Source organism: Pseudomonas oplopanacis (genome assembly GCF_057128725.1).
This window is the reverse complement of record NZ_JBSKHV010000008.1, coordinates 269,920-294,837: the sequence shown is the minus strand read 5'-3', so window position 1 is coordinate 294,837 and position 24,918 is coordinate 269,920. Positions and strand designations below refer to the sequence as shown.

At 60.8% G+C, this 24,918-nt stretch carries 21 protein-coding genes and 2 riboswitches; of the genes, 11 read left to right on the top strand and 10 right to left on the bottom strand.

Annotated elements, in window-relative coordinates; all coding sequences use genetic code 11:
• Nucleotides 1-507 precede the first annotated feature (507 nt).
• Nucleotides 508-1,581 (top strand): ABC transporter substrate-binding protein, encoded by a 1,074-nt coding sequence (locus ACWKV5_RS18195; RefSeq protein ID WP_483842413.1) that lies wholly within the window; start codon nt 508-510, stop codon nt 1,579-1,581.
• On the opposite strand, the gene ACWKV5_RS18190 is transcribed toward ACWKV5_RS18195, so the two are convergent.
• Together ACWKV5_RS18190 and metH are read right to left on the bottom strand one after the other, a co-directional pair.
• Nucleotides 1,578-1,796 carry a DUF2970 domain-containing protein gene (locus tag ACWKV5_RS18190; RefSeq protein WP_483842412.1) on the bottom strand — a complete coding sequence of 73 codons (219 nt, stop codon included), beginning with the start codon at nt 1,794-1,796 and terminating at the stop codon, nt 1,578-1,580. The genes ACWKV5_RS18195 and ACWKV5_RS18190 overlap by 4 nt on opposite strands.
• A gap of 190 nt (nt 1,797-1,986) precedes the next feature.
• A complete protein-coding gene (metH, locus tag ACWKV5_RS18185; RefSeq protein ID WP_483842411.1) occupies nt 1,987-5,697 on the bottom strand; it encodes a methionine synthase in 3,711 nt (1,236 codons plus the stop codon).
• Nucleotides 5,698-5,852: 155 nt separating this feature from the next.
• Here metH and ACWKV5_RS18180 point away from each other — a divergent pair, with 155 nt between their 5' ends.
• Together ACWKV5_RS18180 and nfuA are read left to right on the top strand one after the other, a co-directional pair.
• Nucleotides 5,853-8,150: a fatty acid cis/trans isomerase gene (locus ACWKV5_RS18180; protein WP_483842410.1), complete on the top strand. Its 2,298-nt coding sequence runs from the start codon at nt 5,853-5,855 to the stop codon at nt 8,148-8,150.
• Nucleotides 8,151-8,274: 124 nt separating this feature from the next.
• Nucleotides 8,275-8,859: a Fe-S biogenesis protein NfuA gene (gene nfuA, locus ACWKV5_RS18175; RefSeq protein WP_007941757.1), complete on the top strand. Its 585-nt coding sequence runs from the start codon at nt 8,275-8,277 to the stop codon at nt 8,857-8,859.
• A gap of 170 nt (nt 8,860-9,029) precedes the next feature.
• On the opposite strand, the gene cobM is transcribed toward nfuA, so the two are convergent.
• From cobM to ACWKV5_RS18155, 4 genes are all read right to left on the bottom strand, one after another.
• Nucleotides 9,030-9,776, bottom strand: a complete 747-nt coding sequence (cobM, locus tag ACWKV5_RS18170; RefSeq protein ID WP_483842409.1) for a precorrin-4 C(11)-methyltransferase — start codon at nt 9,774-9,776, stop codon at nt 9,030-9,032.
• Between the two features lie 81 nt (nt 9,777-9,857).
• Nucleotides 9,858-10,271: a cobalamin biosynthesis protein gene (locus ACWKV5_RS18165; RefSeq protein ID WP_483842408.1), complete on the bottom strand. Its 414-nt coding sequence runs from the start codon at nt 10,269-10,271 to the stop codon at nt 9,858-9,860.
• Nucleotides 10,268-10,975, bottom strand: a complete 708-nt coding sequence (locus ACWKV5_RS18160; RefSeq protein ID WP_483842407.1) for a CbtA family protein — start codon at nt 10,973-10,975, stop codon at nt 10,268-10,270. Before ACWKV5_RS18160 ends, ACWKV5_RS18165 begins: the two co-directional genes overlap by 4 nt.
• Nucleotides 10,976-10,986: 11 nt before the next feature.
• The gene (locus tag ACWKV5_RS18155; RefSeq protein WP_483842406.1) at nt 10,987-11,178 is read right to left on the bottom strand and encodes a CbtB domain-containing protein; all 192 of its coding nucleotides are present in this window, start codon (nt 11,176-11,178) and stop codon (nt 10,987-10,989) included.
• A 120-nt stretch (nt 11,179-11,298) separates the two neighbouring features.
• Nucleotides 11,299-11,526: riboswitch (cobalamin riboswitch) on the bottom strand.
• 177 nt (nt 11,527-11,703) lie between these two features.
• Nucleotides 11,704-11,915, top strand: a riboswitch (cobalamin riboswitch).
• A gap of 100 nt (nt 11,916-12,015) precedes the next feature.
• Here ACWKV5_RS18155 and cobW point away from each other — a divergent pair.
• The 4 genes from cobW (at nt 12,016) to ACWKV5_RS18135 (ending at nt 18,698) form a co-directional block, all read left to right on the top strand.
• The gene (gene cobW / locus ACWKV5_RS18150; RefSeq protein WP_483842405.1) at nt 12,016-13,089 is read left to right on the top strand and encodes a cobalamin biosynthesis protein CobW; all 1,074 of its coding nucleotides are present in this window, start codon (nt 12,016-12,018) and stop codon (nt 13,087-13,089) included.
• A 3-nt stretch (nt 13,090-13,092) separates the two neighbouring features.
• Complete coding sequence (gene cobN, locus ACWKV5_RS18145; RefSeq protein WP_483842404.1) at nt 13,093-16,887, top strand: cobaltochelatase subunit CobN; 3,795 nt, start codon at nt 13,093-13,095, stop codon at nt 16,885-16,887.
• A gap of 147 nt (nt 16,888-17,034) precedes the next feature.
• Entirely contained in the window at nt 17,035-18,033 is a 999-nt protein-coding gene (locus ACWKV5_RS18140) for a magnesium chelatase ATPase subunit I (RefSeq protein WP_483842403.1), read from the top strand.
• A gap of 53 nt (nt 18,034-18,086) precedes the next feature.
• Complete coding sequence (locus ACWKV5_RS18135) at nt 18,087-18,698, top strand: vWA domain-containing protein (protein ID WP_483842442.1); 612 nt, start codon at nt 18,087-18,089, stop codon at nt 18,696-18,698.
• A 118-nt stretch (nt 18,699-18,816) separates the two neighbouring features.
• On the opposite strand, the gene ACWKV5_RS18130 is transcribed toward ACWKV5_RS18135, so the two are convergent.
• The gene (locus ACWKV5_RS18130; RefSeq protein ID WP_483842402.1) at nt 18,817-20,040 is read right to left on the bottom strand and encodes an NADH:flavin oxidoreductase/NADH oxidase family protein; all 1,224 of its coding nucleotides are present in this window, start codon (nt 20,038-20,040) and stop codon (nt 18,817-18,819) included.
• Between the two features lie 77 nt (nt 20,041-20,117).
• Here ACWKV5_RS18130 and ACWKV5_RS18125 point away from each other — a divergent pair, with 77 nt between their 5' ends.
• Nucleotides 20,118-20,528: a MerR family transcriptional regulator gene (locus ACWKV5_RS18125; RefSeq protein WP_483842401.1), complete on the top strand. Its 411-nt coding sequence runs from the start codon at nt 20,118-20,120 to the stop codon at nt 20,526-20,528.
• On the opposite strand, the gene ACWKV5_RS18120 is transcribed toward ACWKV5_RS18125, so the two are convergent.
• Both ACWKV5_RS18120 and ACWKV5_RS18115 read right to left on the bottom strand, forming a co-directional pair.
• The gene (locus ACWKV5_RS18120) at nt 20,519-20,776 is read right to left on the bottom strand and encodes a DUF2790 domain-containing protein (RefSeq protein WP_483842400.1); all 258 of its coding nucleotides are present in this window, start codon (nt 20,774-20,776) and stop codon (nt 20,519-20,521) included. The two genes, ACWKV5_RS18125 and ACWKV5_RS18120, sit on opposite strands and share 10 nt — an antisense overlap.
• A 63-nt stretch (nt 20,777-20,839) precedes the next feature.
• Nucleotides 20,840-22,378: an MFS transporter gene (locus ACWKV5_RS18115; protein WP_483842441.1), complete on the bottom strand. Its 1,539-nt coding sequence runs from the start codon at nt 22,376-22,378 to the stop codon at nt 20,840-20,842.
• 112 nt (nt 22,379-22,490) lie between these two features.
• Between ACWKV5_RS18115 and ACWKV5_RS18110 the strand changes: the two genes are divergently transcribed.
• A complete protein-coding gene (locus ACWKV5_RS18110) occupies nt 22,491-23,357 on the top strand; it encodes a LysR family transcriptional regulator (RefSeq protein ID WP_483842399.1) in 867 nt (288 codons plus the stop codon).
• 85 nt (nt 23,358-23,442) lie between these two features.
• On the opposite strand, the gene ACWKV5_RS18105 is transcribed toward ACWKV5_RS18110, so the two are convergent.
• Nucleotides 23,443-23,886: a thioredoxin family protein gene (locus ACWKV5_RS18105; RefSeq protein WP_483842398.1), complete on the bottom strand. Its 444-nt coding sequence runs from the start codon at nt 23,884-23,886 to the stop codon at nt 23,443-23,445.
• A gap of 391 nt (nt 23,887-24,277) precedes the next feature.
• Here ACWKV5_RS18105 and ACWKV5_RS18100 point away from each other — a divergent pair, with 391 nt between their 5' ends.
• Complete coding sequence (locus ACWKV5_RS18100) at nt 24,278-24,526, top strand: type II toxin-antitoxin system Phd/YefM family antitoxin (protein ID WP_483842440.1); 249 nt, start codon at nt 24,278-24,280, stop codon at nt 24,524-24,526.
• Entirely contained in the window at nt 24,516-24,797 is a 282-nt protein-coding gene (locus ACWKV5_RS18095; protein WP_483842397.1) for a type II toxin-antitoxin system RelE family toxin, read from the top strand. The genes ACWKV5_RS18100 and ACWKV5_RS18095 overlap by 11 nt, the downstream gene beginning before the upstream one ends.
• The last annotated feature ends 121 nt before the right edge of the window (nt 24,798-24,918 follow it).

Below are 24,918 nucleotides of genomic sequence, written 5' to 3'. Positions count from 1 at the left end.
GGCTTGGGTCGCTCGGATACAGCTGCGTTTTTGTGCTTGCCGGAGTCCGAAAGAGCCTCTGCAATTCTGCGCGCACGGCCGCGCACTCCCTACGGAGCCGGGGCAAGATACCAGTTTGCAGTTATGCGCAAAAGTGATGTTTGAGTATATATAAAGAACCAAAACGCCTAACAAGAACCGTTATTGCTAAACCCTTATTTGTGGTGCGGGCAATCGTCGTCTTTACTGTGGTCGAGTCTTTATGCAATCACCGATAAAACCGACAAGAGGCGATGCAATGAGCAACCCTACCAAAGCGACAAAACCTGATAGCACGGTCGATGCTTGGGCGATTCTGTTCCTGATCATTCTGGTCGTGGGCACTGCGGTATTTTGGGTCAGCCATCAATAACCGACCCCGTCCGGGCCCGGTTCCGACGATTGTCGGACAAGAACCGGAATAAACGCCGTTTTACGGAATTTCGCTGGCTATAATGCGCGGCGAAAATTCCGGGGGCTCGGACGTTAATGTTGAAGTTTTTCTACACCTTTCTGCTCATGCTTGGCGTGGTCTATGGTCCGGCTGCGCGTGCGGAATCGGTGCTGTTCCTGAGCCCCGGCACTACTCAGGAAGCTTTCTGGCTCAGTTATGCGCAATTCATGCAGTCCGCCGCCCGGGATTTGGGCATTGACCTGCGAATCCTGTATGCCCAGCGCATGCCAGAACTCACGGTGGCGCAAGCCCGCCTGGCGCTGCAAGGTCCTGATCGCCCGGACTACCTGATGTTCGTCAATGAACAGTATGTCGCCCCGCAGATCCTGCGCCTGGCCGAGGGCAGCGGTGTAAAGCTGTTCATGGTCAATGCCTCACTGACGGCCAACCAGCAGAGCCTGTTGGGTGAGCGCCCCGATCAACTAGGCAGCCTGGTGCCCAACGACGAGGAGGGCGGGTACCTGATGCTCAAGGAGCTGATCCGTCAGCATCCGCCGGCAGCCCCCGGCAAACCTATCGAACTGTTGGCATTCTCCGGCCTGAAAATCACTCCGTCTGCGCAGTTGCGCGAGCAAGGGATGATGCGTGCGTTGGCCGAGCATCCTGAAGTGCGTTTGCGCCAGTTGGTCTACAGCGGCTGGACCCGGGACCGCGCTTATGAGCAGGCCAAGCTGTTGTTCCGGCGTTATCCGCAGATCTCGCTGGTATGGTCAGCCAATGATGAAATGGCGTTTGGTGCGATGCAGGCGTTTGAAGAGACCGGTGGAAAACCCGGAAAAGACGTGTTGTTCGGCGCCGTCAACAGTTCTCCCGCCGCCTTGCAAGCGATGATCGATGGACGCCTGAGCGTGCTGCTGGGTGGTCACTTCACCTTGGGTGGATGGGCGCTGGTGGAGTTGCATGACTATGACCAGGGCGTCGATCTCGATCTGTACGGCGGCCGTCACCGGTTGATCCCGCTATTGCAACTGATCGACAAGACGCAAGCCAAACGCCTGCTTGCGTTGGGGGCCGCGCCGGACTACGGCGTGAACTTCCGTCGACTCTCGGCCAAAGGGCGGCCGATCTCCTATCGCTACCCGTTCAGCCTGCAAACGCTGATGCGCTAAACCCCGGCCAGATGCAGCACCAGTTGCACGATGCCGTATAGGGTCAAGGCGAACACTGCTGTGAACAAAATCCCCAAAATCACGAAATGACTCGGTTTGCCGTGGGTGAAATCCCGGGCCCGGTTCTTCCCGCTCTGCACCCCGAACGCCGCCGCCATCACGCTCTGCAGCATCTGCCAGAAAGTCGGCGGCTTGTTGTCGACTGGATCGTCCATAAATCCCTCGCCCCGTGTGTGTGAGCCGTAAGCATAGACCTACGGCGGACACAAACAACTGTGGGAGCGAGCCTGCTCGCGAAGAGGCCGTATCAGTCGACATTAATGTCGCCTGACACACCGCTTTCGCGAGCAGGCTCGCTCCCACAGGGATTACTGCTAGCCACATTTATTGTGGCCAGTCGGCTGGTTAGTTGTCGTAACCCAGGTTAGGGGCCAGCCAGCGCTCGGTCACGCTCAGTTCCTGACCTTTACGCGAGGTGTAGCTTTGCACCTGATCCTTGTCGATCTTGCCCACGGCAAAATACTGCGCCTGCGGGTGAGCGACATACCAGCCGCTGACCGCAGCCGCCGGGAACATTGCGTAGTGCTCGGTGAGGAACACGCCGCTGCGGCCGGCCTTGAGCTCTTCAGCTTCCGGGTCCAGCAGTTTGAACAGCGTGGATTTCTCGGTGTGATCCGGGCACGCCGGGTAGCCCGGAGCAGGGCGGATGCCGGTGTATTGCTCTTTGATCAGCGCCTCGTTGTCGAGCGTCTCGTCCTTGGCGTAACCCCAGTAGTCTTTACGCACTTGCTGGTGCAGCCATTCGGCGCAGGCTTCCGCCAGTCGGTCGGCCAGGGCCTTGACCATGATCGAGTTGTAGTCATCGCCAGCGTCCTGATAAGCCTTGGCCACCTCTTCGGCGCCGATCCCGGCGGTGGTGATGAAGCCACCCACGTAGTCGGTGATTTCGCTGTCCTTCGGTGCCACGAAGTCGGCCAGGGAGAAGTTCGGCTTGCCATCGGTCTTGATGATCTGCTGGCGCAGGTGATGCAGCTTGGCAATCGGCTTGCCGTCATCGCCGTAGACTTCGATGTCATCGTCGCGCACCTGGTTGGCCGGCCAGAAGCCGAACACGGCACGGGCACTGATCAGCTTCTCGTCGATCAGCTTGGCGAGCATTTCCTGGGCATCGGCGTACAGCGAGGTTGCGGCTTCGCCGACCACTTCGTCCGTGAGGATGCGCGGGAATTTGCCGGCCAGGTCCCAGGAGATAAAGAACGGCGTCCAGTCGATGTACTCGGCCAGCACCTTGAGGTCGATGTTGTCCAGCACCTTGGAGCCGGTGAACGTCGGTTTGACCGGCGCGTAAGTGCTCCAGTCGAACTGCGGCTTCTTGGCGATGGCGGCCGGATAGCTCAGGCGTTCGGTGCGCGCGCTGCGGTTGGCGGTGCGTTCGCGAACGTCGATGTATTCCAGGCGGGTCTTCTCGACAAACGCCGGTTTCAGTTCTTTGGACAGCAACTGTGTTGCCACGCCCACGGCGCGGGAGGCGTCCGTCACGTAGATCACCGCGTCGTTGCTGTACTTCGGCTCGATCTTCACTGCCGTGTGCGCTTTGGAGGTGGTTGCGCCACCGATCATCAGCGGCAGGTGGAAGTCCTGGCGCTGCATCTCACGGGCGACGTGGACCATTTCGTCCAGCGAAGGCGTGATCAGGCCGGACAGGCCGATGATGTCGCACTTCTGCTCCTTGGCCACTTGCAGGATTTTTTCTGCCGGGACCATCACGCCGAGGTCGACGATGTCGTAGCCGTTACAGCCCAACACCACGCCGACGATGTTCTTGCCGATGTCGTGCACGTCGCCTTTTACCGTGGCCATCAGGATCTTGCCCTTGGCTTCCGGTTTGTCGCCTTTTTCCAGTTCGATGAACGGGATCAAGTGGGCCACGGCCTGCTTCATTACGCGGGCGGATTTCACCACCTGCGGCAGGAACATTTTGCCGGCGCCAAACAGGTCGCCGACGATGTTCATGCCGGACATCAGCGGGCCTTCGATGACTTCGATCGGACGGGCGAACGACTGACGCGATTCTTCGGTGTCTTCAACAATGTGCGTGGTGATGCCCTTGACCAGCGCATGCTCCAGACGCTTGTTGACCGGCCAGCCGCGCCATTCTTCGGTCTCGGCTTCCTTGACGCTGCCGTCGCCCTTGTACTTGTCGGCAATGGCGAGGAGGGCGTCAGTGCCGTGTGGGGTGCGGTTGAGCACCACGTCTTCGACGGCGTCGCGCAGCTCCTGCGGGATCTGGTCGTAGATCTCCAGCTGGCCGGCGTTGACGATACCCATGGTCAGGCCGTTGCGGATCGCATACAGCAGGAACACCGAGTGGATCGCCTCACGCACCGGGTTGTTGCCCCGGAACGAGAACGACACGTTGGACACGCCGCCCGAGGTCAGCGCATACGGCAGCTCGTCGCGGATGTAGGCGCAGGCATTGATGAAGTCCACAGCGTAGTTGTTGTGTTCTTCAATACCGGTAGCCACGGCGAAGATGTTCGGGTCGAAGATGATGTCTTCCGGCGGGAAGCCGACTTCGTTGACCAGGATGTCGTAGGAGCGTTTGCAGATTTCTTTCTTGCGCGCTTCGGTGTCGGCCTGGCCGGCTTCGTCGAAGGCCATCACGACCACCGCAGCGCCATAGCGCTTGCACAGTTTGGCGTGGTGAATGAACTGCTCGACGCCTTCTTTCATGCTGATCGAGTTGACGATGCCCTTGCCCTGGATGCATTTCAGGCCGGCTTCGATCACTTCCCACTTCGAGGAGTCGATCATGATCGGGACGCGGGAGATGTCCGGCTCGCCGGCAATCAGATTGAGGAAGGTCACCATGGCCTTCTTCGAATCGAGCATCCCTTCGTCCATGTTGATGTCGATCACCTGTGCGCCGGCTTCGACCTGCTGCAGGGCGACTTCCAGGGCTTCGGTGTAGTTGTCTTCGCGGATCAGGCGGGCGAATTTGGCCGAACCGGTGATGTTGGTCCGTTCGCCGACGTTGACGAACAACGAACTGCGATCAATGGTGAACGGTTCCAGGCCCGACAGACGGCAGGCCTTGGGGATTTCCGGGATTTGACGCGGCGCGTAACCGGCCACGGCTTTGGCGATGGCTTCGATGTGGCCCGGGGTGGTGCCGCAGCAGCCGCCGACAATGTTCAGAAATCCGCTTTGAGCGAATTCTTCGATGACCTTGGCGGTGTCCACCGGCAGTTCGTCGTACTCACCGAATTCGTTCGGCAGACCGGCGTTCGGGTGCGCAGACACATGGGTGCCGGCCTTGTTCGACAGCTCTTCCAGGTACGGACGCAGTTCGCTGGCGCCGAGGGCGCAGTTCAGGCCGACCGAGATTGGCTTGGCGTGGGCCACGGAGTTCCAGAACGCTTCGGTGGTCTGGCCGGAGAGGGTACGGCCGGAGGCATCGGTGATGGTGCCGGAGATCATGATCGGCAGCTCGATGCCCAGTTCTTCGAACACGCCTTGCACGGCGAAGATCGCCGCTTTGGCGTTGAGAGTGTCGAAGATGGTTTCGATCAGGATCAGGTCGGCGCCGCCTTCGATCAGGCCCTTGGTGGATTCGGTGTAGTTTTCCACCAGCTCATCAAAGGTCACGTTGCGGTAGCCGGGGTTGTTCACGTCCGGGGACAACGAACAGGTGCGGCTGGTCGGGCCCAGTACGCCGGCGACGAAGCGCGGCTTGTCCGGGGTTTCCAGGGTCTTGGCGTCGGCGACCTTGCGGGCCAGGCGTGCGCCTTCTACGTTTAACTCATACGCCAGGCCCTGCATGCCGTAGTCGGCCAGGGAAATCTGGGTGGCGTTGAACGTGTTGGTTTCCAGAATATCGGCGCCGGCATCCAGGTAGGCTTTCTCGATACCACCAATCACATCCGGGCGAGTCAGCACCAACAGGTCGTTGTTGCCTTTGACATCGCTTGGCCAGTCAGCAAAACGTTTGCCACGGTAATCCTGCTCTTCGAGCTTGTAGCTCTGGATCATCGTGCCCATGCCGCCATCGAGAATCAGGATGCGCTCTTTGAGGGCGTGCTTGAGAGCTTGAAGGCGAACACTGCGATCGGACATTTGGACTACTCGGAAAGACCATGACGAAGGGGCGGGATCATAGCAAACCTGTGCGCTTTTAGAGCATCACCCGGTTTTGCATGAATATCGTTCATGTTGGTGGGGGTGCCTGACCGGTAGAATCGCGGCGATTTTTCATGTTTGGGACCAGGGATATGTCGTATCGCGTCATCACCAGCATTTTCATGCTGCTTTTAAGCTGGGGCGCCGCTGCGCAAGGTCCGGCCATTTCCTCTGCGATTTCCTACAGCCGCGACATTCAACCGATCTTTACCGAAAAGTGCGTCGCCTGCCATGCGTGCAACGACGCCGCCTGTCAGCTCAATCTGGGCAGTGGCGAAGGCGCCGCGCGTGGCGCGACGAAAGTCCCGGTCTACGATGGTGACCGCAGTACTGCCGCCGCCCCGACCCGGCTGTTTTACGACGCATTCGGCAAGCACGCCTGGCAACAGAAAGGCTTCTATCCGGTACTCGATGCCCAAGGCAGCCAAGCTGCGCTGATGGCACGGATGCTTGAGCTGGGCCACAAAACCCCGTTGCAACCCAATGCCAAATTGCCGGAAGACATTGTTCTCGGTCTGAACCGGGAAAACATGTGCGCCATGCCGGCGGAGTTCGACGGCTATGCCAGTTCACATCCCAAAGAGGGCATGCCGCTGGCGGTCACGGGCCTGACCGATCAGCAATACCAGACACTGCAACGCTGGTTGGCGTCGGGTGCGCCGATTGATGAGCAGGCGCTGATGCCGAGCGCGAAAGAAGCGCTGGAGGTGGTGCAATGGGAAAACCTGCTCAACGCACCCGGTTCCCGGCAAAGCCTGGTGGCGCGCTGGTTGTTCGAGCACTGGTTTCTGGCGCACATCTACTTCAAGGACGGCGAGCCGGGGCACTTTTTTCAGTGGGTGCGCTCGCGTACGCCCACCGGCCAGCCGATTGACCTGATCAACACCCGCCGCCCGAATGATGACCCAGGCACCCAGGTGTATTACCGCTTGTGGCCGGTGCAGGGGGTGATTGTGCAGAAAACCCACATCACCTATCTGCTGAGTGCGGCGAAGATGGCGCGGATCAAAAGCCTGTTCTATAGCGGTAACTGGCAGGTCAACGCCTTGCCGGGCTACGGGCCGGAACGACGGGCCAATCCGTTCGCTACCTTCGAGGCGATCCCGGCGCAGGCGCGCTACCAGTTCATGCTGGATAACGCCGAATACTTTGTGCGCACCTTTATTCGTGGCCCGGTCTGCCGTGGCCAGATTGCCACGGACGTGATCCGCGACAACTTCTGGGCGCTGTTCCAGGCCCCGGAACACGACCTCTATATCATCGACCCGAACTACCGCGGCCAGGCCACGCCGTTGCTGGCCATGCCGGGGCAGAACGATGACGTCGGCAGCGTCTTGAGCCTGTGGCATGACTACCGCGACAAACGTAACGAGTACGAAGCGCTGCGCCGGGACAGCTACGCCGAAGCTCCGGCGCCGAGTTGGTCGACCTTGTGGGCGGGGAATGACAACGCGCTGCTGAGCATCTTCCGCCACTTCGACAGTGCATCGGTGAACAAGGGCCTGATCGGCGATGTGCCGCAAACCATGTGGCTGTTCGACTTCCCGTTGCTGGAGCGCACCTATTACCAACTGGCGGTCAATTTTGATGTGTTCGGCAACGTTTCCCATCAGGCCCAGACCCGCCTGTACTTCGACCTGATCCGTAATGGCGCCGAGCAGAACTTCCTGCGCCTGATGCCGGCCGATTCCCGGGATGGCTACCTCGACGATTGGTACCAGAACAGCGGCAAATTCAAGATGTGGCTGGATTACGAGGCCATCGACGACGACACACCGACGGCGCTGAAGCTTGACGAGAAAGACCCCAAGCGCGACTTCGCCCTGCAGTTGCTGGCCCGTTACGGCGATCTGAATGCCAAACCCGACCCGATCAACCGCTGCAACGGCGCGTATTGCTCGCGACCGAACATCGATCCTGACTTGCAGAATGCCGAACAGGCCCTGAGCAGCCTGACATCGCGGCCGGCGGCCGGCTTGAAGGTCATCGACCAGTTGCCGGAAGCGACGATGTTGCGCATCGAAACGACGAGCGGCAAACGCGAGGTCTACAGCCTGCTGCGCAACCGCGCGCACAGCAACGTGGCGTTCCTGCTGGGTGAGTCGCTGCGCTACCAGCCGGGGCTCGACACGCTGACGATTTTCCCGGGCGTACTCAGCAGTTACCCGAATTTCATGTTCAACATCCCGGCCGACCAAGTGCCGGCCTTCGTTGATGCGATGGAAAACGCCAGGGACACCGACAGCTTTGAGAAAATCGTCGAACGCTGGGGAATTCGTCGCAGTCATCCGCAATTCTGGTTCTATTTCCACGACCTCAGCCGCTACGTCCACGAGACCGACCCGGTGGAAGAGGGCGTGCTGGACATGAATCGCTACGAAAACCTCTGACTCACCGCGATCTCGCTCCCACAGGGGATCAGGGGATCGTCGGAATCTTTCCCGACAAAAATACTAGGACTTTGTGCGGCGCGTTGATTGGCGTAAACTGCGCCCAAGCCTGCGAGGAGTTTCCATGACCGCTATAACCATTACCGACGCCGCCCACGATTACCTGGCTGACCTGCTCTCCAAGCAGAACACCCCGGGTATCGGCATCCGCGTCTTTATCACCCAGCCTGGCACCCAGTACGCCGAAACCTGCATTGCCTACTGCAAGCCGGGCGAAGAAAAACCTGAAGACACGGCGTTGGGGCTCAAAAGCTTCACCGCTTATATCGATCACTTCAGCGAAGCCTTCCTGGACGACGCGGTAGTCGACTACGCCACCGACCGCATGGGCGGTCAGCTGACCATCAAGGCGCCAAACGCCAAAGTACCGATGGTCAACGCCGACAGCCCGGTCAACGAGCGCATCAATTACTACCTGCAAACCGAGATCAACCCGGGGCTGGCGAGCCACGGCGGTCAGGTCAGCCTGATCGATGTGGTCGAAGACGGCATCGCCGTGCTGAAGTTCGGTGGCGGTTGCCAGGGCTGCGGCCAGGCAGACGTGACCCTGAAGGAAGGCATCGAGCGCACGTTGCTTGAGCGTATTCCCGAACTCAAGGGTGTTCGTGACGTGACTGACCACACGCAGAAAGAAAACGCCTACTACTAAGGTGTTCGCTGCGATATGAAAAAACGGCACCCGTGAGTGCCGTTTTTTTATGGGTGAAACTCACTGGCCCTTTCGCGAGCAGGCTCGCTCCCACATTGGTTCAGTGGCGTCCCCGGATTTTGAACACACCCGCATCCCCCTGTGGGAGCGAGCCTGCTCGCGAAGAGGCCCTATTGGCGATAGAGATGCGCATGCCCAGCGCGATACAGCGACGACTCGCTGAATTGATCACTCCCCAACACCCGTCCCACCAGAATCAACGCCGTGCGCCGAAACCCCTTGGCCGCAACCTTTCCGGCAATATCCTCAAGTGTCCCCACCACCCAATCCTGATCGGGCCATGTCGCCCGGTGGATCACCGCAATCGGACAGTCCGCGCCGTAATGCGGCAGCAGCTCAACGAGGATTTTCTCCAGATGATTCACACCCAAATGAATCGCCATGGTCGCCCCATGCTGCGCCAGGCTACCCAATTCTTCGCCTGCAGGCATGGCGGTCTTGTCGGCGTAGCGGGTCAAAATCACGCTCTGTGAAATGTCCGGCAAGGTCAGCTCAGCCCCTAAAAGCGCTGCACACGCCGCCGTCGCCGTCACACCCGGAATGATTTCAAACGCAATGTCGAGTTCACGCAGGTAGCGAATCTGCTCGCCAATCGCGCCATACAGACTCGGATCTCCGGAGTGCACTCGCGCCACGTCCTGGCCGTTGGCGTGGGCGGTTTTGATCAGATCAATGATCTGTTCCAGGTGCAATTCGGCGCTGTTGACCACCTGTTCGGCGCGATGGCCTTCCAGCACGGCTGCCGGCACGAGGGAGCCGGCATAGATGATCACCGGACAGCTGCGAATCAGCCGTTGGCCTTTGACCGTGATCAGTTCCGGGTCGCCGGGACCTGCGCCAATGAAGTAGACGGTCATCGTCGTTTCCTGTGAAAAAAGAGGCTGGGCAACGCTTCAGATGAAGATTGCTCATGATCGAATGCGCGATTATCGGGGATTTTACGCAGCGCCGGCCAATGCCAGGGTCGCTTGCGCATATTTTTGTCGGGGGATCAGCAGTTTTACCGGCGCCTGAGCCAGCTGTTCGGCGAGTGCCAGGGCGGCACTTTCCGCTACGCCATAGCAGCCGGTGCGCTCGAACGCGATGTCGGAACGATGGCTGAGTCTGGCTTGATATCCGGCCAATTGTTCGCTGTTGAAGAACATCAACGGCAGTGCGAGTTGTTCTGCGAGTTCGATCAGGCCAGGTTCGTCGCGCTTCAGGTCAATGCTGGCGAGTGCCTTTATTTGGTGAAGCCCGATTTGATGAGCCTGCAGTGCCTGATCAAACAGTGCCCGCAGCGTGCTGGCGGGGCAGCCACGCTGGCAGCCCAGGCCGACCACTAGCGTCGGCGCTGTGCTCGCATCGGTCATGCGTGGTATTGGCCATCGCTTTTGCGGCGGAACAACCAGGCACTGATCAGGCCCAAGGCCAGCCAGAACGCCACGTTGGTCAACTGCGAAGCGATTTTGAATTGAGCTTCCAGGGCTTGCGGCGCGAGCATCGAATGCACTTCCGGTTGTGGTGCGCCAATCACGTGTGGAACGGCCAGAATCGCCACGCCCAGCACTTTCATCAGCCAATGACGGCTGAACACGATCAGCGCAATACCGACGGCGGTGGAGGCGGCGGTGCCGATCCACCAGATCTGCCGTTGCGCCAGGTCCGCCGCAGCGGTGCCCGGCAGTTCAGGCGGCAGGCCCAAGGTGGGTGCGAGGACAAACGTCGCATAACCGGCCAGACCCCACAGCAGACCTTGAGCGGTGCTGTTGGGGGCACGCAGGGTGTAGAGACCGGCGAGCATCAGGGCGAAACCAACGGCCACCACCAGATTGCCGCCAGTGGTCGACAGCACGCGCTGCCAGCCGTCTTGCGGCTCCCAGGCTTCGGCGTCGTGGGTGTGTGCGGCCATGGCGCCATCGGCGTGTTCATGGGGTTGAACCACCGCCGGCTCGGATTTTTCGTAGGTTTCCGCTTGAAGAATCAGCGGTGCGACCCAGAAGCTTTGCAGCAGGGTCAGCAGCAGGGCGGCCAGCAGCCCGGTGAACCCTGCGGTTTGCGCAATACGCTTGATCATGTCGTCAGCTCTCAATGGCACGGGAACGCGGAGCTGTGACGGGTATCGTGCGCGGCGTTGTGCACCGCTTCGATGTGCGAGAAACCGGCGAAATACACAAGGCTGGCGCCCAGGATCGACGCGCAGATGGCGGCGGTCAGGCGTTGAGTCAGGGTAGAAGTGGTGCTGGTGGTTGTGTGGCCGGTGCTGCTGATGATCGACATGGCGCATCCCTCTGGTCTGTCAGCGGGTGAATAGAGCGCATGGAAAACCCCTGCGAGTCGGGCACGCAGACGTTCAAACAGCGCCCGCCCACCGCGGGTTTGTTGTTCAGTGATCGTAACGGTCACTTTGTGTTGCGGGCCGGTCTCCGGGCTCACGAGGGGCGCTGGCTTTCGCCTTGACCTGCAAGCATCACCTTCCCATGCCGAACTGCTGGCACAGTGGATTTGATGCTTCGCTCGCTTACCGTTGCGGGGGCAGCACCGGACTGACATGGCTTTGAGTAAAGCACATGATTCACCGGTTTCCCGTTTCACCCTGTGAAGGGCACCCGTAACAAAGTGCGTAGGAGAGCATGGCCGGGGGATTCGCGTCAATTGGCAAGGGTTCTCAACTCGAAGCCTTGTTGACTTCATCGCGAGCAGGCTCGCTCCCACATTGGAACGCGGTCACCTGTGGGAGCGAGCCTGCTCGCGAAGGGAGCGCCGCCAATGTCATGTGAACATTGACCCGCCCCAGCCCGATGCGTAGCCTTGCGCTTTCGAGGTTCTTCGGCGATTGCCGAAGCTAAGAAGGGAACGCGGTCAATGCCGCGGCTGCCCCCGCAACTGTGAACGGTTCAGTTTCTGCCATGCCACTGCATGCGCCAGCCATGGCGCGAGCGGGAAGGCGCAAAAACCGCCAGTCAAACGACTGGCCAGCCGTCAGCCAGGAGACCTGCCTCGACACAGATTCTGACTTTCAACCGGGCGGGGTGATCCGGTGGCGAAATCTTCCGCGCAGCGTGTGTTGCAGCGGTCGTCGTCCCGTATGCCCGCCACCTTGCCAAAGGGCATCCGATGAAAACACTGGCCAAACTCCCCGTCACCATCGTTACCGGCTTCCTCGGCTCGGGCAAAACCACCTTGCTGCGGCACATGCTCGACAACGCTCAAGGCCGTCGCATCGCAGTGATCGTCAACGAGTTCGGCGAGCTGGGCATCGACGGCGAAATCCTCAAGCAGTGCTCCATCGGCTGCACCGAAGAAGAAGCCAACGGTCGCGTCTACGAACTGGCCAACGGCTGCCTGTGCTGCACCGTCCAGGAAGAATTCTTCCCGGTGATGCGCGAACTGGTGGCCCGTCGCGGCGACCTCGATCACATCCTCATCGAAACTTCGGGCTTGGCCCTGCCAAAGCCGCTGGTCCAGGCCTTCCAGTGGCCGGAAATCCGCAGCGCCTGCACCGTTGACGCAGTGATCACGGTAGTCGACAGCCCGGCAGTGGCCGCCGGCACCTTCGCCGCGTTCCCGGATCAAGTCGACGCCCAGCGCAAACTCGACCCGAACCTGGACCACGAATCGCCGCTGCACGAGCTGTTTGCCGACCAACTGGCCAGCGCCGACCTGGTGATCCTCAACAAGGCTGACCTGATCAGCCCTGAAGACCTGGCGCGCGTGCGCCTTGAAGTCGCCGAAGAACTGCCGCCTGCGGTGAAAGTCATCGAAGCCAGCAGCGGTCGCGTGCCACTGGACGTGTTGATCGGCCTCGGTGCTGGCTCCGAAGAACACATCGACAGCCGTCACAGCCATCACGATCATCACCATGAAGGTGAAGACGGCCATCACGATGAGCATGACCACGACGCGTTTGACTCGATCTCCATCGAGCTGCCGCAAGCCGACGAAAGCCTGCTCATGGACGCCCTGACGCAACTGGTGGTCAAGCACGGCATCCTGCGCGTCAAAGGTTTCGCCGCGATCCCGAACAAGCCGATGCGTTTGCTGATTCAGGGCGTGGGCACACGTTTTGACAAGCACTTCGACCGTCAGTGGGGCGCCGAGGAAGCGCGCACCACGCGCCTGGTGTTGATCGGCCAGGAACTGGACGCCGTGCAGCTCGAAGCGCAATTGCGCGCCGCGCTCAGCGTTTAAGCCATGCACCTGCTCAGGACCCAGCCCGGCGGTTTCGTGTCGGATGACAACATCGCCGACCTTGGACAAACCCCCGCCGAGCTGGTGATCCTGTGCAGTGGTGATTCCAGCCTGGCGCTGCTCGCCGAAGCCGCGCAGCAACTGCCCGACGACTACCCGAGCGTGCGCCTGGCCAACCCGATGCAGGTGCAGAATCACGCCTCGGTCGATTTGTATGTCGATGAAGTGCTGCGCCACGCCAAGGTGATCCTGATCTCGCTGCACGGCGGTATCGCCTATTGGCGTTATGGCGTCGAGCGGCTGGTGCAATTGTCCGAGCGTGGCGTGCAGCTGATTCTGGTGCCGGGCGATGATCGTCCGGACCCGGAACTCAGCGACCTCAGCACCGTCGAGGCCTGCGACCGTGATCGGCTCTGGCAGTTTTTGCGTCAGGGCGGCATGAGCAATGCCCTGGACTTTTTCCGTTGCCTTGCCACTCGCTGGCTGGGCCGCGATTACGCCTGGGCCGAGCCGCAAGTCCTGCCGCGCACAGCGATTTACCACCCACAAAAAAGCCCCGCCGAACTGAGCGATTGGCAAGCCGACTGGCAAGCTGATCAACCGGTGGCAGCGGTGCTGTTTTACCGCTCGCATTTGCAGGCGGCCAATACCGCTTTCATTGATGTTTTCTGCCAGCGTTTGCAAGCGGCCGGGTTAAACCCTTTGCCGATTGCCGTGGCCAGTTTGAAAGAGCCCGGCTGCCTGACGGTGGTCGAGGATTGGCTGGATGAAGTCGAGGCGGGGGTGATTCTGAACACCACCGGTTTCGCCCAGTCCAGCCCCGAAGCGCCGCATTTGCGACCGTTTCGCCGCAACATTCCGGTGATCCAGGCGATTTGCGCCCAGGACAACGAACCCGGCTGGCGCGCCAGCGAGCAGGGCCTCGGCCCGCGCGACCTGGCCATGCACATCGCGTTGCCGGAGCTGGACGGCCGGATCATCAGCCGCCCGATCAGCTTCAAGGACCTGGCGTGGCGCAGCGAGCGCAGTCAGTCGGACGTGGTGTGTTATCGACCGCAACCGGAACGCATGGACTTCGTCGCTGAGCTGGCGCGACGCTGGATTGATCTGGCGCGGGTGCCGAACCGCGAAAAGCGCATCGCCCTGATTCTTGCCAACTACCCGACCCGTGATGGGCGGATCGGTAATGGTGTCGGCCTCGACACGCCGGCCGCTGCGTTGAACATCCTGCGTGCGCTGCATCAAGAAGGTTATCCGTTGCCGGCCGAGTTACCGGGCAGCGGCACCGCGTTGATTCAGCAATTGCTCGGCGGCGTCAGCAACGACCTCGACACCCTCGACCAGCGTCCGTGTCATCAAAGCCTCGCGCTGGACGAATACCAGCGCATGTTCGACGCCTTGCCCGAGGCCAATCGTCAGGCCGTGCTGGAACGCTGGGGCCCACCCGAAAACGACCCGATGTACCGTGGCGAACGGATGATGATTGCCGGTCTGCGCTTCGGCCTGACCTTCGTCGGCATTCAACCGGCACGCGGTTATCAGGTGGACCCGAGTGCGGTCTATCACGACCCGGACCTGGTGCCGCCTCACGGCTATCTGGCGTTCTACTTCTGGCTGCGCAACACCTACGGCGCCCACGGCGTGATCCACGTCGGCAAACACGGCAACCTTGAATGGCTGCCGGGCAAAGGCGTAGGGCTTTCGGAAAGCTGCTGGCCGGATGCGCTGCTCGGGCCGCTACCGAACATCTATCCGTTTATCGTCAACGATCCGGGCGAGGGCGCGCAGGCCAAGCGCCGCACCCAAGCGGTGATCATCGACCACCTGATGCCGCCGCTGACCCGTGCTGAGACCTACGGGCCGCTGCGCAACCTTGAGCTGCTGGCCGACGAGTATTACGAAGCGCAACTGCTCGATCCGCGCCGCGCCCGGGAATTGCAGCGCGACATCCTGCAACTGGTGCGTGATACGCACATCGATCGCGAACTGCAACTGGACGAAAAACTCGACAGCGATGCCGATGCGGCGATCTGGCTGCCGCGCCTGGACACGTATTTGTGCGACTTGAAGGAATCGCAGATTCGCGATGGCCTGCACATCTTTGGCGAATCACCGACAGGGCGATTGCGCATCGACACCTTGCTGGCGTTGCTGCGGATTCCCCGTGGCGATGGGCGTGGCGCGCAATCGAGTTTGCTGCGGGCGTTGGCGAAGGCGTTTGAGTTGGGGTTCGATCCGCTGGATTGCGCGCTTGCTGATCCCTGGAGCGGTCCGCGTCCGATGGAATTGCAAACTGTCAGTGACGAAGTCTGGCGAACCGCCGGTGATACCCGTGAACGCCTGGAATTGTTTGCCGCTCAACTCATCACCCACACTTTGTTGAACGAACCAGAACCCCCTCGCCACAAAGGCACCCTCCCACAGGGGGCGCGCTGGACCGAAGTGCATGCCATCCTCGACAGCCTGCACGAAGTCGTCGCCCCACGCCTCGACGCCTGCGGCCCCGCCGAAATGCGCGGCCTGCTCGACGCCTTGAACGGCCGCTTCGTCCCCGCCGGCCCGAGCGGCGCACCCAGTCGCGGTCGCCTGGACGTGCTGCCCACCGGGCGCAACTTCTATTCGGTGGACGTGCGCAACCTGCCCACCACCACCGCGTGGCGCATCGGCTTCCAGTCCGCCAACCTGATCCTCGAACGGCACCTGCAAGACCACGGCGATCACCTGCGCCAGCTCGGCCTGTCCGTCTGGGGCACCGCAACGATGCGCACCGGCGGCGACGACATCGCCCAAGCCATGGCGCTGATGGGCGTGCGTCCGGTCTGGGCAACGGGCAGTCAACGGGTCGACGATTTCGAAATCCTGCCGCTGAGCCTGCTCGACCGTCCGCGTGTGGACGTGACCTTGCGCGTTTCCGGGTTTTTCCGCGATGCCTTCGCCAACCTGATCCGTCTGTTCGACGCAGCGGTGCAAGCGGTCGCGGCGCTGGATGAACCCGACGACCTCAACCCCCTGGCCGCCAAAGTGCGCGCCGAGCGTGAAGCGCTGATGCAATCGGGTCTGGATGAAGACGCTGCAAATCGCCAGGCCGGCTGGCGAATTTTTGGTGCCAAACCCGGTGCCTATGGCGCCGGTGTGCAGGGCGCCATCGACGGGCGCCTGTGGCAAAGCCGTGATGACCTGGCCGAGGTTTACCTGAATTGGGGCGGCTATGCTTACGGCGGTTCCGACGAAGGCACCGCCGCCCGCGAACAATTCGCCCAGCGCCTGAGCCAGGTGCAAGCGGTGCTGCAAAACCAGGACAACCGCGAACACGACTTGCTCGATTCCAACGACTATTACCAGTTCCAGGGCGGCATGCTTGCTGCGGTGGAAAGCCTCAGCGGTGCAGCAGCGGCCAGTTACCACGGCGATCACAGTCAGCCGGATTTGCCGAAGATTCGCACTTTGAAAGAAGAGTTGAACCGGGTGATCCGCTCCCGGGCGGCAAATCCAAAGTGGATCGAGGGGGTAAAGCGTCACGGCTACAAAGGCGCGTTTGAACTGGCAGCGACGGTCGATAACCTGTTTGCCTTCGATGCTACGACGCAGTTGATTGACGATCACCAGTACGCGTTGCTGGCCGACGCTTATTTGCTCGACCCGGCGACGCGTAAGTTTGTTCGCGAGCACAATCCGCACGCCTTGCGTGACATGACCGAACGGATGCTGGAAGCGCAGCAGCGGGGGATGTGGAAGGAGCCGGGCGAATACCGTGAGGCCCTCGAAAACCTGCTGCTGGATATAGAAGAAGACATCTGATGCACCTCAAATCCCTGTGGGAGCGAGCCTGCTCGCGAAGGCGATTTTTCAGCTAACGATGATGTTGAATGTGATGGCCTCTTCGCGAGCAGGCTCGCTCCCACAGGTTAAACGTTGCCTGCCACCGACCATGACCGAGATTTAACAATGACCGACACCCCGCATTTCCCCTTATCCGCCGTGGTCGGCGCCGACGACTTGAAGCTCGCCCTGTACCTGACCGCCATCGACCCGAAAATCGGCGGTGTGCTGATTGAGGGCCCGCGCGGCATGGCCAAATCCACCCTGGCCCGGGGCCTCGCGGACCTGCTGGCCAGCGGTCAATTCGTCACCTTGCCGCTGGGCGCCACCGAAGAACGACTGGTCGGCACCCTCGACCTCGACGCTGCTCTGAGCGACGGCCGTGCGCAATTTTCCCCCGGTGTACTGGCCAAGGCCGACGGTGGCGTGCTCTACGTCGACGAAGTCAACCTGTTGCCCGATCACCTCGTCGACCTGTTGCTCGACGTCGCCGCCAGCGGCACCAACCTGATCGAACGCGACGGCATTTCCCATCGGCATTCGGCGAAGTTTGTGCTGATCGGCACCATGAACCCGGAAGAGGGCGAGCTGCGTCCGCAACTGCTCGACCGCTTTGGCCTGAACGTCGCCCTCAGCGGTCACACCGCACCGACCGAACGGGGCCAGATCATCCGTCGGCGGCTGGACTTCGACAGCGATCCGCAGCGCTTTTGCGCACAGTGGGAACTCCAGCAACAGGCGCTGCGCGAACAGTGCGAGAAGGCCCGTAGCGTGCTGGCGAGCATCCCTCTCGACGATCAAGCGTTGGCGCTGATCACCGAGCGCTGCTTTGCCGCCGGCGTCGATGGCTTGCGTGCTGACCTGGTCTGGCTGCGCGCCGCTCGCGCCCATGCGGCATGGCGCGGTGCGAACGCGATCACTGAGGACGATATCGACGCCGTCGCTGAATTCGCCTTGCGCCATCGTCGCCGCGAGCAATCACCGCCAGCGCCGCAGCACAGCCAGGCGCCATCCCCGCAACATTCCACTCCGAGCGAAGGCCAGGGCCAATGGGGTGAAATGCCCGCCCAGGCGCTGCCGGTTGGCGCCCGTCGTGAAGTGCCGAGCTGGCCAAAAAAGCCCTAGGCATTCGCCCTCGATCTGACGCGGGGGCGAATGCCAGACCCCGCGCAGGACGGCTGGATAATGGCAAACAGGGCAAACGCCATGCCGCACGCAGCGGCTCGATCAACTGGCCCGGTACCTTGCTCAATGGTCGGCCGTGTCAGCGCAGCGATGTGCTGTTTCACCTGCGAACTCGAAGCGCCCATGAGCTGTGGCTGGTGATTGTCGATGCCTCGGCCTCGACGCGGCGTCATCAGGCATTGAGCGATGCCAAGGGTTTACTGGCGCAGTTGTTTGACGATGCGTACCGCCAGCGCGCGCGGTTGGCATTGTTGACGGCCAGCGGCAATGTGCCGAAATGGCAGGTGCAAGGTTTGAAAGCATCCAGCGGATTACGCACCTGGCTGGATGGGTTGGGCGCAAGCGGTGGCACGCCAGTGTTGGCGGCGCTGGGTGAGGCGGGGCGTTGGTTGGCGACGCGCAAGAAGCGCTTCCCGGCGGAGCAGCAGCGTGTGTTGTTGCTGACCGATGGGCGGTTGAAGGAGTGGTCGCTATTGCCTGCGCTGGAATGTCCCGGCCTGCTGATTGATATCGAGCGCGGGCCGATCCGGCTGGGGCGGGCGAAGCAGATGGCGGCAGAATTACGAGTGGATTATCGGCACATTGATGAGCTGATTCCTGGTTGAATTATTGGTTGCCTGTGCTGGCCCCTTCGCGAGCAGGCTCGCTCCCACAGGTGTTGTGAACACTGAAGATCCACTGTGGGAGCGAGCCTGCTCGCGAAGGGCGCGACTCGGTCTAAATCTATTTGCCCATCGCTTGACGGTACTGCCGCGTACGCCGGCCAATGTACAACCGGTCAAGAATCAACGCCCACACCGCTGACACCTGCGGCCGAGGCTGGCGCCCGCGACTCAATCGATGCAGCTGAAACTTCACCACCGCCATGCTCGCCAGTGCGGCCAGCGGTTTGCGTTTCCACAGGATCGGCGGCAGTTGCGGGTGGCTGTTACGGCCTTCGCGCCAGTGTTTGACCAATTGCGGTTCAACCGCCAGCGCCGTGCCGATGCCGGCCATGGCGATGCCGCTGTCGAGCACCTGCTCCACGATCGCCAGGCGCCGAATGCCGCCGGTCACCATCACCGGCATGCTCGCCACGCTGGCCAGTTCACCGGCCATTTCCAGGAAGTAGGCTTCGCGGGCCAAGGTCCGGCCGTCGCGGGCTTCGCCTTGCATGGCCGGGGCTTCGTAGCTGCCGCCAGAGAGCTCCAGCAGATCGATGTGTTGCTCGTTGAGCCACAGAATGACCTGGCGGGCATCGTCGGCGTCAAAGCCGCCACGCTGGAAGTCGGCGGAGTTGAGTTTCACTGCCACGCAAAACTGTGGCGAGACTACGCGGCGAACGGCGCTGACCACTTCCAGCAGCAAGCGTGCGCGGTTCTCCAGTGATCCGCCCCAACCGTCGGTGCGGCGATTGGTCAATGGCGAGAGGAACTGGCTGATCAGGTAACCGTGCGCCGCATGAATCTGTACGCCAGTGAACCCGGCCTTTTCGGCGAGGGCCGCGCTGGTGGCGAAGCGGGCGATCACCTCGGCGATATCGGTCTCGGACATCGGCTTCGGCTCAGCGAACATTTTCGAAAACGCCCCCAGGTCCAACGCCACGGCGGACGGTGCCCAGGCTTGCTGGCCGAGATTGGCCATGGTCTGGCGGCCGGGATGATTGAGCTGCATCCAGAACTGCGCACCACCCGATCGGCCGATGGTTGCCCACTGACGAAAGCGTTCGAGGTCGCGTTCGTCCTCCAATACGACGCCACCGGGGCCGGTCATGGCGCGGCGGTCGATCATCACATTGCCGGTCAGCAACAGGCCCGCTTCGCCCTCGGCCCAGGCCTGATACAGCTGAAACAACGCGCCTGACGGTGCTTGCCCGGTGTCGGCGAGATTTTCTTCCATGGCGGCTTTGGCAATACGATTGCCGACGGTCTGGCCGTTGGGCAGATTCAACGCTTGGAAGGGCGACATGCTTGACTCCTCATCAGGAAAGAGCAGAGGCTAAGCTTAAAGTTAACTTTAATGTCAAGCAGGCAAATGAGGCCGAGATGAAGATTGGTGAATTGGCGCAGTTGAGCGGGTTGAATGCATCGCGCATTCGGTTCTACGAGTCTCAGGGGTTGATTCGTCAGGTAGAGCGTTCGGCCAACGGCTACCGGCGCTATCCCGCACAAGTCCTGCAAACACTGATGATCATTCAATGCGCGCAGCAGGCCGGGTTCAGCCTCGAAGAGCTGAAGCAGCTGCTACCGGACACGGTGACAGGCGAGTTCAAGCGCGAAGAGCTGGTGGCGGGGCTGGTGCGAAAGATCGAGCAGATCGAACAAATGCAACTTCACCTGGCCCAGAGCAAGGCGAAGTTGCTGGTGGTGGTCGAAGGCATCCAGGCGCGACCTGACGGGATAGCCTGTGAGGCGAATGCCGAGCGGGTGATGGCGTCGCTCAAGCATCAGTTCTGATCGATGCACGAATCACCGAACGCCTGGTAGCGCAGAACGTGGGTGGCGCCCATCGTGTCGACGTAAGTCAGCTCCCGTGGGCCGATGCCGCAATAATCGCCGCTGGTGATGTTGACGACCTTGGCAATGTTCAGCGGTTTCGAATAGCGGTAGTCCTCGACGTTCGAGGGGCTGGCGGTGGCGGCAGACGCGGCGGCCGCAGTGCCGCTCAGGGCAATCAGAAACAGCGCGGACAGGAGACTTTTCATGGCGGGGCTCTCGTAGTGGCTACTGAACGATTTCAGTGGCAGTACGACGAGCCCCGTCAGGGTTTATTCCAGGCCCAGGGCAAAGTTTTTTGGCGACGGGACCGGATGGCGCATCAATGTGCCCACCACCAGCGCCCCCGCCAAGGCCAGTAAACCTGCGACGCAGAGCAACAGACTGAAACCGCCGACAAAGGCCTGGCGAGCCAAAGGCTCGATCAACGGTCTTGCGGTTTCCGGGAGCAGATTCAGCGCCGCGGTCATGTCGCCCGCCACCACCCGCGAAGCGATGCCTTGTGTCTGGCCGAGCCATGCCGTGCCCTGAGTCGATAGAGTGCTGCGCAACAACAGTTCGGTATGACTGGAGAGCAACGCACCATAGACACCGATGGCCAACACGATGGCGCTGAAACGCATGGTCGTGCTCATGCCCGAGGCCATGCCGGTGCGCTCGCGGGGCACGCAGGCCATGATGTTCTTTTGCGTGTCGCCATTGAGCAGTCCGGCGCCGGCACCCGTCACAGCAATCGCCAGGGCAAAGGACAGGTAACCGCCACTGCTGACGGCCCAGGCACTGAGCAAGTTGCCGCTGCCGACGAGGGTCAATCCGCCCGCCATCAACGCGGCTGGCGAAAACCGTCCGGCCAGCCGCGCGCCGATGCGTGGGCAAATCAGCATGGTCAATGCAAACGGCAACATCCCGAGCCCTGACGCGATGGCCGAAAAGCCAAGGCCGTTTTGCAGATAAAACGGCAGCAAGGTCATCATCACTTGAGCGCAACCGGCGTAGGCGAACATACCAAGCAGCGCGCCGATAAAGCGCGGATGTTTGAACAATTGCAGGTCGACCATCGGCCGCTGCTGCATCCGCTCAATCACCACGAACAGCCCCAACAACACCGCGCCGCCAACGAGCCGGGCGTAGGTGACCGGGTTGCTCCAGCCGATGCGGTTCGCCTCGATCAAGCCCCAGATCAGGCACAGCAAACTCGCACTGAATGCCAGGCTGCCCCAGGGGTCGAGGCGCGCGGACTGGGCGTCCCGGGATTCCGGCACGGCGCGCCAGACCATGAACATCAAGAACAATCCCACCGGCAGGTTGAGGTAGAAAATCCAGCGCCAGCCGATGTATTCGGTGATCAGCCCACCGACCGTCGGCGCGGCGGTCATCGCCACGCCCATGCACGCGCCCCAGAACGCCCAGGCCTTGGCCCGTTCGACCTCATCGTGAAAGGTGTGGCCGATGGAGGCCAGGGCCGAGGTCAGCAACAACGCCGCGCCCACGCCCTTGATCGCCCGTGCAATGTCGAGGAACAACGCGTTGGGCGCCGCACCGCAACCGAGGGAGGCGAGGATGAAGATACCCAGACCCCAGAGCAGGGTTTTCTGCCGGCCAAAGCGGTCGGCAATGCTTCCCGCTGGCAGCAGCAGGGCAGCGAACGCCAGCATGTAGGCACTGACCACCCACTCGATGTCGGCAAAGTTGGCGCCCAGGTCCCGCGCGATGGTCGGGAGGGTGACCGCGACGATGTTGGTGTCGAGCACGATCAGCGAGCAAACGCCTGAGGCTGTGAGTAATGTAAGGCGCGGGCTCACCTTGGGTATGGCGGACATGGCGGCAACTCTTTACGGTGAAGGTCCGAGCAGCTTATCGTCGGACAGCGCCTGTTTTATTAGGCACGAGTCGCCATCTCATTACCTTTGAGCTAACGCATCAATGGATATTCGCCATTTTCGCTATTTTCTGGCCGTTGCCCGGCAGCGCAATTTCACCCGGGCCGCCGAACAATTGGGCATCGCGCCGCCGACCCTGAGCCGGCAGATCCAGGACATGGAAAGCGAACTGGGCACTCGATTGTTCCTGCGCCAGCAGCGTGATGTGAAGCTGACCGAGGCGGGGGCTGCGCTGCTGATCGAAGCCGAGGCGACGGTGCGCCAATTCGAGTTTGCTCAGCGCAATGCGCAACGGGCGGGACGTGGCGATATTGGCCACATCGAGTTGGGGTATGTGGCCTCGGCAGTGTTCTCTGGTTTGCTGCAAAAACAGGTACACGCCTTCAGCCGCGAATGCCCCGACGTGAGCCTGAATGTGCGGGAAAGTCCCATGGCCACGTTGCCGGCCATGGTGCTCGATGGACGATTCGACGTGGGTTACGTCCGTTCGCCGATGACGTTGCCCGAAGGACTCGAAGCCATTCGCCTCGACGAAGAGGGCTTCGTCCTGGCGCTGCCGACCGAGTCCTGGCTGTGCCGTTTGCCGGACATTGGACCGCAGCATTTGCAAGACGAGACCTTCATCCTGCCGGAGCAAATCAGCGGCACGTTGCAAGTGGCCGCTGCCGGGGGATTCTCCCCGACATTAGGCGCGCAACCGGGCGGGTTGGTGGCGGTGATTGCGTTGGTGTCGCTGGGGCAGGGCGTGGCGGTGGTGCCGGAGTCGGTGGTCGGGCATGTGGGTTTGCCCGGCGTGCTGTATCGCACGATCAAGGGCTGTGCGGCGACGTCGTGGCTGTCACTGATTTATCGACGCTTTGAAAAGTCGGCGGCGGTGGCGCGGTACATCGAGCAGATCAAAAATCCCTGAAACCAAAAGCATAGCGAGCTAGCTGGATCTGTAGGAGTGAGCCTGCTCGCGATAGCGTCTTGCCAGACACCAACACTCCCAAGCCCTAACACCCGCTACGACAATTCAACCGCTCAAACGCCCGAGGCACCGTACACAACCCGCGTAACGTCTGGCGCAACCACGCCACATCGTGACTCGGTTTACGCGGCACATATTGCGGCCTCAGCCTGCCGACGTGGCTGGCGAAATCCTCCTCCAGAGTCTCCTGAGAGCCAATGCCCTTGAGCTTCTTCAACAGTCTCCCGTCCTTGAAGAACAGCACAGTCGGCGTACCGGTAACATTCGGGTGCCGCGGTGATTCGCTGGTGCTCAACACATAGATGTTCGCGTGATGACGATAGCGCTGGGCAACTTCACGAAAGATCGGTTCTGCCCATTCACAGGCCGGGCAGTGTTCATTGGTGAAAAGCCAGATCACCGGACGCCAGGTTTTCAGCGCCTTGCGGTAGACCGGGGCCAGCGATGCCAGGTGGTTTGTCGAGCCCATTGAAATCTCCTTTTCACAACGACCGTCGAGGTTTGTCGACGTTAAAGGAGGGAGCAGGGCGGGTCTACTGTCAGAAATTACAGGTCGCCTTCTCCTACGCCGTAAACGATCCGGCCTACTGAATCGCAAGATCAAACTGACAGGAAGTACGGAAATCCGGAAGTGAGTTGCGTGTTACTTTTTTATCAGTCCGTCAATGTCGATGGGTATGGAGCTGAAAAGGGATGGGCTGAAATCGATGAGCGAAAACCTGGAGCACACACTCAGTGCTAAAAATCATAGGCAGCACACAGCTCAGGAGGAACATGGCCTGTATGCCGAAAAGTTGGAGGCAGATACGCTTTGGAGTGCTATTTTTAGCACGTCTAAAAGCACTCTGAGGAACGAGTTCATGACACATATCGTACTTTCGCAGGTGGTAGCCAGCATCTCTGAACTGAAGAAAAACCCAATGGGGACTGTCGCTGCCGGTGGAGGCCTGCCTGTGGCAATTCTGAACCGTAACGAGCCGGCCTTCTATTGCGTCCCTGCCAAAGAATACGAAGCGCTGATGAATCGTATGGAAGACCTGGAACTGATTGCCCTTTGTAAAGAGCGGGAAAACGACCCGACGATAAAGGTTTCGATTGATGACCTATGAGTTGGAGTTCTCCGAAAAAGCCTGGAAGGAATGGAAGAAGCTTGGAGCAACCCTGAGGGATCAGTTCAAAAAGAAACTTCAGGAGCGGCTTGCAGACCCGCATGTCCCTGCAGACAGGCTGAGCGGGCTTGGGAATGCTTACAAAATCAAGCTGCAGAGTGCCGGATATCGAATGGTCTATCGCGTGATTGATGAAGTACTGGTAGTAACAGTAATAGCCGTAGGAAAAAGAGAACGCGGTGATGTTTACAGGGACGCCGCTGCACGCTGATGTGATGGTTCTAAGTCAATTCGCTACTATTTCCCCAATGGTGCTCTCGCACCGATTTAACTCGTTAAATTCCCCACTGTGAACCACATACCCGCACGCTGTAGCCAACGGTAGCGCTTCC

Coding starts and splice junctions, on each gene's coding strand:
- ACWKV5_RS18195 (WP_483842413.1), top strand. CDS start 508: ATGTTGAAGTTTTTCTACACCTTTCTGCTCATGCTTGGCGTGGTCTAT.
- ACWKV5_RS18190 (WP_483842412.1), bottom strand. CDS start 1,796: ATGGACGATCCAGTCGACAACAAGCCGCCGACTTTCTGGCAGATGCTG.
- metH (WP_483842411.1), bottom strand. CDS start 5,697: ATGTCCGATCGCAGTGTTCGCCTTCAAGCTCTCAAGCACGCCCTCAAA.
- ACWKV5_RS18180 (WP_483842410.1), top strand. CDS start 5,853: ATGTCGTATCGCGTCATCACCAGCATTTTCATGCTGCTTTTAAGCTGG.
- nfuA (WP_007941757.1), top strand. CDS start 8,275: ATGACCGCTATAACCATTACCGACGCCGCCCACGATTACCTGGCTGAC.
- cobM (WP_483842409.1), bottom strand. CDS start 9,776: ATGACCGTCTACTTCATTGGCGCAGGTCCCGGCGACCCGGAACTGATC.
- ACWKV5_RS18165 (WP_483842408.1), bottom strand. CDS start 10,271: ATGACCGATGCGAGCACAGCGCCGACGCTAGTGGTCGGCCTGGGCTGC.
- ACWKV5_RS18160 (WP_483842407.1), bottom strand. CDS start 10,975: ATGATCAAGCGTATTGCGCAAACCGCAGGGTTCACCGGGCTGCTGGCC.
- ACWKV5_RS18155 (WP_483842406.1), bottom strand. CDS start 11,178: ATGTCGATCATCAGCAGCACCGGCCACACAACCACCAGCACCACTTCT.
- cobW (WP_483842405.1), top strand. CDS start 12,016: ATGAAAACACTGGCCAAACTCCCCGTCACCATCGTTACCGGCTTCCTC.
- cobN (WP_483842404.1), top strand. CDS start 13,093: ATGCACCTGCTCAGGACCCAGCCCGGCGGTTTCGTGTCGGATGACAAC.
- ACWKV5_RS18140 (WP_483842403.1), top strand. CDS start 17,035: ATGACCGACACCCCGCATTTCCCCTTATCCGCCGTGGTCGGCGCCGAC.
- ACWKV5_RS18130 (WP_483842402.1), bottom strand. CDS start 20,040: ATGTCGCCCTTCCAAGCGTTGAATCTGCCCAACGGCCAGACCGTCGGC.
- ACWKV5_RS18125 (WP_483842401.1), top strand. CDS start 20,118: ATGAAGATTGGTGAATTGGCGCAGTTGAGCGGGTTGAATGCATCGCGC.
- ACWKV5_RS18120 (WP_483842400.1), bottom strand. CDS start 20,776: ATGAAAAGTCTCCTGTCCGCGCTGTTTCTGATTGCCCTGAGCGGCACT.
- ACWKV5_RS18110 (WP_483842399.1), top strand. CDS start 22,491: ATGGATATTCGCCATTTTCGCTATTTTCTGGCCGTTGCCCGGCAGCGC.
- ACWKV5_RS18105 (WP_483842398.1), bottom strand. CDS start 23,886: ATGGGCTCGACAAACCACCTGGCATCGCTGGCCCCGGTCTACCGCAAG.
- ACWKV5_RS18100 (WP_483842440.1), top strand. CDS start 24,278: ATGACACATATCGTACTTTCGCAGGTGGTAGCCAGCATCTCTGAACTG.
- ACWKV5_RS18095 (WP_483842397.1), top strand. CDS start 24,516: ATGACCTATGAGTTGGAGTTCTCCGAAAAAGCCTGGAAGGAATGGAAG.